This window comes from Synechococcus sp. R55.8, assembly GCF_047461895.1.
GTDB lineage: Bacteria > Cyanobacteriota > Cyanobacteriia > Thermostichales > Thermostichaceae > Thermostichus.
The window spans coordinates 1-10,455 of sequence record NZ_JANSIB010000103.1 but is presented as its reverse complement, the minus strand read 5'-3'; the positions used below and the strand labels follow the sequence as shown (position 1 = coordinate 10,455).

Here is a 10,455-nt window from a genome sequence, read left to right as displayed (position 1 = left end):
TCTTTCCTCTATAAATTATTCTCTCTATCCTAACATAAGATCAACACGACCTAGCTATTTGCTGAAAGGGGAAGCTATTTTTAGGGGCTTAATGCCCTTTTTTTGTTGCTTCCAAGTGATGCTTTGCTGCGTTTGTGAGTTATTCCCCAAGCTGTGCTTGCCCAAGCGCGAATGCCTTAGGAAAGGGTTAGTGTGTACTTGCCCTCTTCTTTGCATTCCCCTATACTGACCTTCATGTCTCGACACTCCAGGTGCTCTATGACTGCGAGTTACCTACCCTTGGCCCAGACTTTTCTGCCCCGTTCTTCTCGCATTCGCGATCTACTGCTGGTGGTGGGAGGGAGCCTATTCGTAGCAGCTCTGGCGCAGGTGAGGATCCCTCTGCCTTTTACACCGGTGCCCATCACTGGACAAACCTTTGGGGTAATGCTGGTGGGGGCAGGCTTTGGGGCACGGCTGGGCTTTCTCACGTTGCTGGTCTACCTGCTGGAAGGGATCCTGGGATTGCCCTTCTTCAGCGGTGGCGGATCCGGGCTTGGCCACTTGGCCGGGGCGACGGGGGGCTACCTGTTGGCTTTTCCCCTGGCTGCAGGGCTGATGGGTTGGTTGGTGGAGCGCTGGGGCGTGGATCGCAACCCCTGGAAGATGGCGCTGGCGATGTTGTCCTGCTCAGCTCTGATTTATTTGCTAGGAGCCACTTGGCTAGGGGTGTGGCTGAACCAGAATGTTGAGCCCACCTCGATCTTGGCCGTCCTCAACAAGGGGGTCTTCCCTTTTATTCCAGGAGACTTGGTGAAGTGCGGACTGGCGGCAGTGCTGCTGCCCACCATCTGGCGCTGGGTGGGTCGGGAAAGGCCACCGGCAGACTCCTAGCCCACTGGGCAAGAGCAGCAACTCTAAAGACCGCTCCGGCAAAGCAGAAGGGGCCTGGGATTAGCCTCGGGTCGGAAAATCTAAAAAAAAGATAACAGCTCCGAGGATTTGGCCTTTTTTCTGAGATTCTAAAAACTGTGCTCAATGCGATGTTCAATACGGCCTATTCATGGAGCTTTTCTTTATATTGCTCTAGAGTTTTATAAGTCGCTGACTGGTCGCGGCAGAGCCCCCTTGTGGGGCTTTTTATTTTCTAGCTGCCGACCAAAAGAAGCTGATCTCAGCCTTAAGCTATAATTATGTCTTTCTGAATTCATGGGATCCCTATGGATTCCCTGGATAGACGGGATCCCTGTCATGCAACAGACGCGCCGGATCCCAGAAACATCCTGGTGGGTAGTCATTCAGTCCTTGACGGGCACCTTCTTTTCCAGCCACTGAGCCACTTGATCTGCCAGGTCAACTCCTTCCAACTGACAGAGTTCTCGCAGCATTGTTGGGCTGGTCACGTTCACTTCGGTTAGTCGTTCCCCGATAACATCGATCCCGACAAAATACAGCTTCTCCTGCCTGAGCACCGGCGCCAAAGCCCCGCAGAGAGCCCGTTCTTTTTCGGTAATCTTGGTTTTTTCCACTCGACCGCCGGCAGCAACATTGCCCCGAAAATCTCCCTCTCCAGGGATCCGATTGACGGCACCCAAAGGCTCTCCTTCCAGCAGCAAAATGCGTTTGTCTCCTGCCGCCGCCTGTGGCAAATACTCCTGCACCATCACAGGCAGCCGACCAAATTGGGTGCTCATTTCAATCAACGAGTTGAGGTTTGGATCCCCGGCATTGACCCTCAGGATCCCTTCCCCACCTTTGCCACCCAAAGGCTTGAGCACCGCCTGTCCTTCCTGTTCGACGAACTGACGCAGCAGGCGTTTGTTGCTGCTGACGCGGGTACGCGGGATCCACTCTTGAAATTGCAGGGCATAGAGCTTTTCGTTGGCCGAGCGGATCCCGGCAGGATGATTGAGCACCAGTGTGCGGCTGGGAGAGAGACGATCCAAAAGGTAAGTGGCATAGAGATAGGCCGCATCTACCGGCGGATCCTTGCGCATCCACACCGCCTGCATTTGGCTCAGGGGCAGCAGTTGCCGGTCTTTGACCTCATACCAGGGATCCGCCTTCAGATCCAACCGGATTTCCTCAAGGGATCCCCACGTTTCCCCTTGATCCCAGTAGAGATCCGCCAGGCCCAGGCAGAAAATGCGGTGCCCCCGTTTCTGCAGGGCTTCCATCAGGGCAATGCTGGTGTCATGGCCCACCTGCAACTGGGGCAACGGGTCAACAATGAAAGCTACCTGCATGGGAGGTGCGGTTCACTCACGAAAGGCTGCCCCGAGTATGCAACAAATCGGAGCCGATGGCTCTCCCCCGGTAGGCTGTTTCCACAAGAGAAGGCCCCCTCTGGAAAGCTCGATGCAGAGTTGTCTTTTTAATATCCTCTTAACCTCGACAGGCGACGCAAACGTTAGCTTGATAGGTGGAATCCCCAGTTGGCCCTCAGTTCTCGGCTGGGTTGACCGGATTTCTGGCCTAACTGTGAGGAATGCTCCATCTGTGAGTGCTCCCCCTTCTCAACCCTCAGAGCCGGTTCGCATTGAAACCACGCGGGACTTGCTGGAAGCCTTGCGTGAGGGGCGCTCCCTGGTGGGTGCCAACCTGGAGAATGCCTACCTCTCGCGGGGCCTGTTCGACCGCATTCAGATGCCCAAATCCAATTTGACGCGGGCTAGCCTGCGCTCGATCAGCCTGCAGCAAGCCGACCTACGTCTGTGCAACTTTCGCCGCGCTGAGCTAGAGCGGGCCAATTTTACCGCCTCAGATCTACGGGGATCCAGCTTTAGCCAGGCTCTGGGGGACTACAGCAACTTTACCGCCGCCAAACTGGACAAAAGCAGCTTTCAGGGGGGCCGTTTCAGCCATTCCATCTTTCGCGAAGCCAGCTTGGTGGCTGCTAATCTGGCGGAGGGGAACTTTTTTGCCGCCGACTTCCGCCAGGCCAACCTATCTCGCTGCAACCTCTCCCAGGCTGCCTTGGTGAGTTGCCAGCTTCAGTTTGCCAACCTAGAACAAGCCATTTTGGTGGGGGCCAACCTACGGGACGCTCAGATTGAAGATACGCTCTTCAGTGGAGCCGATTTTACCGATGCCAAGCTCTCCGATGAGACGCGCAAGCTCTTAATCGAGCGGGCCAGCGGCACCAACGAGCTTACCCAACGGGATACCCTCAACACCTTGCTGGCGGGATTGCAGCCCAAGTCGCGTAAGCTTTTTGGCTTGCTGTGAGGTTGGAGCTGTCAGACACAACTGGGCTGAGGAGAAAGCTCAAAACCGGTTGAGGTCGATCCCGGCTTCCCGGGCCATGGCTCCTATCCCTTTGGCCTTGAGAGTCTTCAAGGCTTTGGTGGAAAGGCGCAGACGAACAAACCGCTTACCCTCTTCCCACCAGATGCGCTTCCACTGCAAATTGACTTCCTGCAGGCGCTTGGTGCGCCGGTGGGAGTGGGAGATGGCAAAAGCGTTGTTGCGTTTCTTGTTGGTTAGTTGGCAGCGACGCGCCATGGGATCAAAGCAAACTCAGCCTAGCTATCGTAAGGCATCTTTTTGTTGGGCAGCAAGCTGAAGTTGACTTTGCAACTGGGCTAGCTCTGCCTTCAGTCGGTCAAAGGTTTGTTGGCAGTGGTTAACGCTTTTTAGGGGCAGCTCTTCATTTTTGGCAATGCAGGTCACCTGTACAGAGCCGTCGGCAGCCTGACGGGTGCGATCCACAAACACTTCCACCGTCACCAGTTTGGTGTGGGGATTTTTTCCGGGAGGCTCGCCGGCCACCCAATAATCAAGGCTGTTGTGGAGGATATTGAGTTGGCAGCGCTCCAAAACAGCGCGGATCGACTCGCTGAGCTGCTCGGCTGAGCCCACAAGCTGGGTAACGCAAGAGTATCGAGCCATAGAACAGGCAAGCCACCACGGTTATTCTACCATTAAGTTTTCGGCTCCTGCAGCCAAAGGCGAACCGGCAAAATTGCGCTCAAGAGTACTCTACACCGGCTCGGTTAGCCCTGCTGCGAGGAGGTGAATTACGTTAGAACATGAACAACTCCCAGGAGAGTTGCCATGTTTAGGGTCTCCTGTTTGGCTCATTCTCTTTTGCTACTGGGATCCCTTGGCCTGGGTTGGATAGGCGTGTCTTTTGCCCAAGCGCAGCCCTTTCAAGCGGGCGATTTGGACGGGGATGGCCGTTTGACGGTGCAGGATCTCAACCTGTTGGGGGCTTACTTGCGTGGAGAACGGGGACTGACCGACAACCAGATTCGAGCTGCCGATGTCGACCAGGATGGACGGATCACAGAAGCCGACTGGCAAGTGTTGCAGCAGCGCATTCAGGCAGCAACGGATGTGCCCACAGGACAGGTGCAGTTGGATTCCGCCTATTCGGGACAGGTGGTGGATCGGCTGACAGGGCAGCCCTTGGCCGGGGCGGAGGTGGCCATTCCGGGGGCGGGTATTTCGGTGCGCACCGATGCCCAGGGTCGGTTTCGCCTGCCAGGGCCGCTGCCGGCAGAAGAAATTTTGGTGGCGCGGCTGGAAAATTACTTGCCCTATTCCCAAAGTACAGGCAACGGTCAAGCCGGCGGGGATCGGCCTTGGCAACTGCAGTTGGAGCGCTGGGATCCCAACACAACTTTGGTACTGGAGGCGAATGTCATCCGCCTGGGGGATAACCAGTACTCACCGGAATCGGCTGCCGCCGGGCAATTTTTGGGCCCTGCCCGAGGGGTGGAGATGACCCGCTCTTTCACTTTGCAACGCCTGCCTTCGCGCCCACCGGTTTTGCGGATTGGATCCCTGATTGGGTTGGATACTGCCGCCGCCTATCGGGCCGGCCAATCCCGGATCCCCAGTGCCAACATGTCTCCCATGCAGGTCATTCTGAACGGGGTGGAAATCGAGCAGATTCACCTGGGGGGAGATAACCTACAGATTCCCCTGCCGCTGCAACATCTGCGCCTGGGCCTGAACACTGTTACCCTGCGCACCGGCAAAACCCTGATTGAGCCCAGCATGGTCACCCGTGGTCCCCAAGTGCCGATCAGCATTCCCCTTTTCGGGGGATCCCTGCACATCTCGGTGCCGCTGGGAGGTGATACAGTCATCCGGCACGGTGGAGCCTGGGTGGATCATGACGATGTGCAGTTGGCCAATGTAACCATCGAGATCCCCAACTGAGCTTGCTCCGTCGGAGGTTCCTGCCCCTCAAAGCTGAGCACGGAGCCCGTCGGCTAAGAGGAACAAGTTTAAGCCCGCTTTCGATAACCGATCCGTTTGATACCAAGGGGAATGGGTGTGTCCAACGATTGGAAGCTCCCCCTTCCAACAGCCGGCATACTGCAGTTGCTGAATTGCTCCTCTTCGATGCCTCTGGGAGTTCTGGGCATCTCGATCTTCGAGAGGGATCCCTGAGGTGGCCCATGTGAGTGAGGTGAAATCCTGGCAACCGAGCAGATCGATAACCCAAACTGAGGAGAGCTAACTATGAGCATGAATAGGGCTTCTGCCTTCCCCTTAACCTGGCTGTGGACGGGATCCCTGGCCCTGGGGGTGACGGCCCTGGTGACCCGCCAAGTGATCTGGGGGCTCTTACCTTTGGCAGCAGCCTACCCTGCCATCCGCCGCCGCGAAGAACAGCTTGGCCAAGTTCTGGAACAGACCTGGACACAGCAGCAACAGACAGCAACCCAACTGGAGACCCTGCAAGCGCGTTTCGAGGTGCTGGACGCTCGGCTCACTGCTGAACCGTCCCTTCTGCAGCAGACCTTGGCTTCCCCGGCTGAAGCCATTCAAGAGCTCGAGCAGAAAGTAAAGGTTTTGGAGCCCATCTGGGTACAGCAGCAGCAGACGGCGGCCCAACTGGAAACATTACAAGGGCGGATCGACGCCCTCGAAGCTCGGCCCACGTCTCATCTGTCCGTGCGGCAACAGCTGGCCCCCATCACCCAGGCCATCCAGCAAATCCAGCAGCGGTTAAAAGCCGTGGAGCTGCGGTTGAATGCTCTGCCGGTATCCCAGCCCCAAGTGACTTTGGAGCAACTGGAGTTGGTGCAGGCGCAACTCCAACACCTGCAGCAGCTGGTGGCATCCCAGCCGAACCCTGCTTTTCCCCGCAAAGCCCTGGGGGTGTTCATCGACGCGGCCAATCTCCACGCCAGCGCCCAGCAGTGGGGATCCCATCTCGACTATCCCAGTCTGCTCAGCTGGCTGGCCCAGGGCAGATCCGAGATGGAAGTGCATGTCTACAGCGGGGTAGATCGCCACAACCTAGCTCAGCGTCGTTTCCTGCGGGAGTTGAGAAAACAGGGCTATCGGGTGGTCACCAAGCCGGTGGTGATCCACGCCGACGGCAGCCGCAAAGCCAATCTGGATGGGGAGCTGATCGTGGACTTGATGGCGATGCACTCCCACTACGAGACGGTGCTGCTGCTGAGTGGGGATGGAGATTTTGTGCCGGCCCTCAAGCATATCCGCCGCCAAGGCTGCCGGCTGGAGGTAGCCGCCTACAGGCCGAACACAAACCCGGCGTTAATTCGGATAGCCGACCAGTTCGTGGATTTGTGCGCTTGGCAGGGAACAGGAACGCTGGTGCCGCTGCCTGCAAAACAGACTCCGGCCACCGGCTAAACCTTGCCATCTCAGCACAGTTACATCGATCCCTGACTCCCCTCTCCCAAGGCAGGGAGAGGGGCTGGGGGTGAGGGTAGGCGGCACAGCGTCTTAACCTTGTTTGAAGTGATCAGAAGTGCTCATCTTCTCTAACCATTTTCTGATTTGCAGTCTCAACGCCTGAGACTCGCTTGGATCAACCTTGCCCCAGCAGTCAACTTAACCCCAATTGGAGAGTCCAGATGTCAACGCAACTCACACAGCGGTTTGTGCAGGCAATGCACTATGCCCATCGCTGGCATGCTTCTCAAACCCGCAAGGGAACCGGGATCCCTTACCTCAGCCATCTGTTGGCCGTAGCAGCCATCGCCCTGGAGCATGGGGCGGATGAAGATGAAGCGATTGCCGCTCTGCTCCACGACAGCCTAGAGGACGGCCCCCACAACACAGGCGAGCCCCGGGCCCAGATTGAGCAACAGATCCGGGAGCACTTTGGAGAACGGGTGCTGCAGATCATCCTGGGATGTACGGATACCGAAAGCGATGGCTCCCGAGGCGAGCCCAAAGAAAACTGGAAAGAGCGCAAAACCGCCTACCTGAAGCACCTGGAAACGGCAAATGCCTCGGTTTTGTTGGTGGCCGCCTCTGACAAGCTGCACAACGCCCGCTGCATCTTGCGGGATTTTCGCCAACTGGGGGATGAACTCTGGCAGCGGTTTTCCGCCGGAAAAGAGGGATCCCTGTGGTATTATCGATCGTTGGCAGAGATTCTGAGGCGACGGCTGCCCGGCAATCTATCGGCGGAGCTTCAAGAGCTGGTGGCTGAGTTGCAATGCCAAGCTGGAGCGGTAATGCCTTGACAGAGACAAGCAGGGCTGAAGAAAATGCTGAGGGCAGCCCTATTCATCACACTTTTTGGGTCACGCACCTATGGTTCTCGCTGTTGGCACCCCTGCTCCTGGGTTCAACACCACTGACACCCAAGGCAACCAGGTTTCGCTGGCTGATTTTGCCGGCAAAACCGTTGTCCTCTATTTTTACCCCAAAGACGACACCCCCGGCTGTACCAAAGAAGCCTGTGGATTCCGCGACGCCTACGCCGACTACCAAAGCAAGGACGTGGTGGTGCTGGGGGTGAGCATGGACGACCAAGCTTCTCACCAAAAGTTCACCGAAAAGTACAACTTGCCTTTCCCCCTACTGGTGGATAGCAGTGGGGTGATTACCCGCGCCTACGATGTGGATGGGGGCGGCTATGCCAAGCGGGTGACCTACGTCATTGATGGCGAGGGCAAAATTGCCAAGGTCTACCAGAACATCAATACCGAAACCCATGCCCGCGATATTTTGGCGGATTTGGGTTTGTAGAAACGCTGCCTCTTTTCAGTACTCCTCGCTAGATCCCGGCCTTTGCGCATGAACGACGACATTCCGGTCGCCCGTCGCCAGTCCACTCCGGCGAAAAAAGCGCAAAGTTCGGTGCCTGCCCTGAGGTCCCGTCTAGTCTTGGGCCTGGTGCTGGTTGGGCTAGTGCTCCTGGCGGGTTGGGGGATAGAGAAGTTACCGGGATTCCAGCAGGCGGCGGATCCCCAAGTTCTGGAAGAAGCTGGTCAGCCCTCTCTGCCGCAGCCAACTGTGCAGAATGGGCGACCTTCTCTGTTGGGGCACTATGCCTATTCCGAAGCCCCTGCAGACAGCTTGCGGGTGGTGGGCCACTACCACGGTCGAGAGGTGCGCCTGCGCCAGGCGGCTGCCGAAAGTTACCTTCGCATGAGCGAAGCAGCTCAAGCTGCCGGGATCCGCCTTGTCCCCATTTCCGGGTTTCGCTCCATTGCGGATCAGGAATTCTTGTTTTTTCAATTGGCTCAATCCCGAGCCTTGCGACCCGAGGAGCGAGCTGCGGTCAGCGCTCCCCCTGGCTACAGCGAGCACCACACCGGCTATGCCATCGACCTTGGGGATGCCGGGTTTCCGCAGTGGGATACTCAAGAAGCCTTTGAGACCACCCCGGCCTTCCAGTGGCTGCAGAGCAACGCGGCCCGCTTTGGCTTTGAGCTGTCTTTCCCCAGAGACAACCCTCAGGGGGTAAGCTACGAGCCCTGGCACTGGCGCTTTGTGGGCGACCGCCATAGCCTAGAGACCTTTTACAAGCACTAGCCAACTCCCTTCTTCTGAGGGGAGGGGGGCTGGGGGTGAGGGCCCAAAGAGCGGATGACGCGATTCGAACGCGCGACCGTCTCGTTGGCAACGAGAAGCTCTACCACTGAGCTACATCCGCGTCGGGAAATTTATGATGGCAAGTTTTGCGGTGGTTTGTCAAGTCAGGGATCCCCGGCGCATTTTGTTCCAGAATGAGAGAAGTTCATCTTTCTTTGCAGTTGCGCAAAGTCTGGGCGGGATCCCGGGCAGCGCCTGTTTGAGGGTATTGCTATGCGGGTAGCCATTATTGGGGCCGGATTGGCCGGGTTGGTGACGGCAGTCGATTTGGTCGAGGCAGGACACGAGGTGCAGCTCTACGAGGCGCGGCCTTTTGTCGGCGGCAAGGTGGGATCCTGGCAGGATGCCGATGGCAACCACATCGAGATGGGGCTGCACGTTTTTTTCTGCAACTACAGCAATTTGTTTGCCCTGATGAAAAAGGTGGGGGCCTACGAGAACCTGCTGCCCAAGCAACACACCCACACCTTTGTCAACCGAGGTGGGCAAACGGCCAGTCTGGATTTTCGCTTTCCCCTGGGGGCGCCTTTCAACGGCCTCAAAGCTTTTTTCACCACCGAGCAGCTCTCTTGGGCGGACAAGCTGCGCAACGCCTTGGCGCTGGGCACCAGCCCTTTGATTCGCGGCTTGCTGGACTATGAAGGGGCAATGCGGCAAATTCGCGCCTTGGATCGGATGAGCTTTGCCGATTGGTTTCGGCGGCATGGGGGATCCGAGGGTAGCCTGAAGCGGATGTGGAACCCGATTGCCTATGCCTTGGGCTTTATCGATACAGAGCAGATTTCTGCCCGCTGCATGCTGACGATCTTTCAGATGTTTGCCAGCAAAACAGAGGCCTCCAAGCTCAATTTCCTCAAGGGATCCCCGGACACTTACCTCACTCAGCCCATCGTCCGCTACATCCAAGCCCGCGGGGGCCAGATCCACACCCGCAGGGGGGTCAGCCGCATTGAAGTGAGCGACTCCTCTCCCTACCCCGTGACCGGCTTGCTCTTGGCCAATGGAGAGCGGGTGGAGGCAGATGTGTATGTGTGTGCAACGGCAGTGGAAGGGGCCAAGCGGCTGATCCCGGAAGTATGGCGGCAGTGGCCTCAGTTCGACAACCTCTACAAGCTGGAATCCGTACCTGTGGCCACGGTGCAGTTGCGCTTCGATGGCTGGGTGACGGAGCTGAACCCCCAAGGCCAGGCCAAACGAGCTGGCGAACACCCAGAGGCTCTGGGTATCGACAATCTCCTCTACACCGCCGATGCCGATTTTTCCTGTTTTGCCGATCTGGCCCTCACCAGCCCCGCCGACTACTACAAACCCGGCCAGGGATCCCTGTTACAATGTGTGCTCACGCCGGGGGATCCCTTCATAGCCATGCCCAACGAGCAAATTGCCCAGCACGTGCTGCACCAAGTCCACGAGCTGTTTCCCTCATCCCGGCAACTGAACATGACCTGGTACAGCGTGGTGAAACTGGCCCACTCCCTCTATCGAGAAGCGCCGGGCATGGATCCCTATCGCCCACAGCAAAAGACCCCAATACCCAACTTCTTTTTTGCCGGCAGCTACACCGCCCAAGACTACATCGACAGCATGGAAGGGGCCACCCTCTCCGGCCACCTGGCTGCTCAGGCCATTCTGGCTGCCCACAGGGATCCCTGATAGGAG

At 57.5% G+C, this 10,455-nt stretch carries 11 protein-coding genes and 1 tRNA gene; 8 read left to right on the top strand and 4 right to left on the bottom strand.

The window, feature by feature from the left end:
- Window positions 1–258 precede the first annotated feature (258 nt).
- On the top strand, window positions 259–873 hold the full coding sequence (locus tag NW829_RS10380) for a biotin transporter BioY (protein ID WP_414413498.1): 615 nt from the start codon (window positions 259–261) through the stop codon (window positions 871–873).
- 404 nt (window positions 874–1,277) lie between these two features.
- Here the strand turns inward: NW829_RS10380 and gshB are convergent, their stop codons facing one another.
- Window positions 1,278–2,225, bottom strand: a complete 948-nt coding sequence (gene gshB / locus NW829_RS10375; RefSeq protein ID WP_414350404.1) for a glutathione synthase — start codon at window positions 2,223–2,225, stop codon at window positions 1,278–1,280.
- Between the two features lie 253 nt (window positions 2,226–2,478).
- On the opposite strand from gshB, the gene NW829_RS10370 reads away from it, so the two are divergent.
- Entirely contained in the window at window positions 2,479–3,207 is a 729-nt protein-coding gene (locus tag NW829_RS10370; RefSeq protein ID WP_414413499.1) for a pentapeptide repeat-containing protein, read from the top strand.
- A 39-nt stretch (window positions 3,208–3,246) separates the two neighbouring features.
- Here the strand turns inward: NW829_RS10370 and rpmB are convergent, their stop codons facing one another.
- Window positions 3,247–3,483 carry a 50S ribosomal protein L28 gene (rpmB, locus tag NW829_RS10365; RefSeq protein ID WP_414413500.1) on the bottom strand — a complete coding sequence of 79 codons (237 nt, stop codon included), beginning with the start codon at window positions 3,481–3,483 and terminating at the stop codon, window positions 3,247–3,249.
- 24 nt (window positions 3,484–3,507) lie between these two features.
- Window positions 3,508–3,870 (bottom strand): hypothetical protein, encoded by a 363-nt coding sequence (locus NW829_RS10360; RefSeq protein ID WP_414344659.1) that lies wholly within the window; start codon window positions 3,868–3,870, stop codon window positions 3,508–3,510.
- A 165-nt stretch (window positions 3,871–4,035) separates the two neighbouring features.
- On the opposite strand from NW829_RS10360, the gene NW829_RS10355 reads away from it, so the two are divergent.
- The 5 genes from NW829_RS10355 to NW829_RS10335 all read left to right on the top strand — a co-directional run bounded on the left by NW829_RS10355 (window position 4,036) and on the right by NW829_RS10335 (window position 8,736).
- On the top strand, window positions 4,036–5,148 hold the full coding sequence (locus tag NW829_RS10355) for a dockerin type I domain-containing protein (protein WP_414417025.1): 1,113 nt from the start codon (window positions 4,036–4,038) through the stop codon (window positions 5,146–5,148).
- A 312-nt stretch (window positions 5,149–5,460) separates the two neighbouring features.
- Window positions 5,461–6,597, top strand: a complete 1,137-nt coding sequence (locus NW829_RS10350; protein ID WP_414329613.1) for an NYN domain-containing protein — start codon at window positions 5,461–5,463, stop codon at window positions 6,595–6,597.
- 224 nt (window positions 6,598–6,821) lie between these two features.
- Window positions 6,822–7,439: an HD domain-containing protein gene (locus NW829_RS10345; protein ID WP_011432688.1), complete on the top strand. Its 618-nt coding sequence runs from the start codon at window positions 6,822–6,824 to the stop codon at window positions 7,437–7,439.
- A 70-nt stretch (window positions 7,440–7,509) separates the two neighbouring features.
- Complete coding sequence (locus NW829_RS10340; RefSeq protein ID WP_011432689.1) at window positions 7,510–7,947, top strand: peroxiredoxin; 438 nt, start codon at window positions 7,510–7,512, stop codon at window positions 7,945–7,947.
- 48 nt (window positions 7,948–7,995) lie between these two features.
- The gene (locus NW829_RS10335) at window positions 7,996–8,736 is read left to right on the top strand and encodes a D-alanyl-D-alanine carboxypeptidase family protein (protein WP_414413046.1); all 741 of its coding nucleotides are present in this window, start codon (window positions 7,996–7,998) and stop codon (window positions 8,734–8,736) included.
- Window positions 8,737–8,785: 49 nt separating this feature from the next.
- Here NW829_RS10335 and NW829_RS10330 read toward each other — a convergent pair.
- A tRNA-Gly gene (locus NW829_RS10330) sits at window positions 8,786–8,857 on the bottom strand.
- 152 nt (window positions 8,858–9,009) lie between these two features.
- Between NW829_RS10330 and zds the strand changes: the two genes are divergently transcribed.
- Window positions 9,010–10,449 (top strand): 9,9'-di-cis-zeta-carotene desaturase, encoded by a 1,440-nt coding sequence (gene zds / locus NW829_RS10325; RefSeq protein ID WP_414417024.1) that lies wholly within the window; start codon window positions 9,010–9,012, stop codon window positions 10,447–10,449.
- Window positions 10,450–10,455 lie beyond the last annotated feature (6 nt).

Bases quoted from the DNA above. Each gene is read 5' to 3' on its own strand.
- NW829_RS10355 (WP_414417025.1), top strand. From the start codon at position 4,036: ATGTTTAGGGTCTCCTGTTTGGCTCATTCTCTTTTGCTACTGGGATCC.
- NW829_RS10350 (WP_414329613.1), top strand. From the start codon at position 5,461: ATGAATAGGGCTTCTGCCTTCCCCTTAACCTGGCTGTGGACGGGATCC.
- NW829_RS10345 (WP_011432688.1), top strand. From the start codon at position 6,822: ATGTCAACGCAACTCACACAGCGGTTTGTGCAGGCAATGCACTATGCC.
- zds (WP_414417024.1), top strand. From the start codon at position 9,010: ATGCGGGTAGCCATTATTGGGGCCGGATTGGCCGGGTTGGTGACGGCA.
- rpmB (WP_414413500.1), bottom strand. From the start codon at position 3,483: ATGGCGCGTCGCTGCCAACTAACCAACAAGAAACGCAACAACGCTTTT.
- NW829_RS10360 (WP_414344659.1), bottom strand. From the start codon at position 3,870: ATGGCTCGATACTCTTGCGTTACCCAGCTTGTGGGCTCAGCCGAGCAG.
- NW829_RS10340 (WP_011432689.1), top strand. From the start codon at position 7,510: ATGGTTCTCGCTGTTGGCACCCCTGCTCCTGGGTTCAACACCACTGAC.
- NW829_RS10380 (WP_414413498.1), top strand. From the start codon at position 259: ATGACTGCGAGTTACCTACCCTTGGCCCAGACTTTTCTGCCCCGTTCT.
- NW829_RS10335 (WP_414413046.1), top strand. From the start codon at position 7,996: ATGAACGACGACATTCCGGTCGCCCGTCGCCAGTCCACTCCGGCGAAA.
- gshB (WP_414350404.1), bottom strand. From the start codon at position 2,225: ATGCAGGTAGCTTTCATTGTTGACCCGTTGCCCCAGTTGCAGGTGGGC.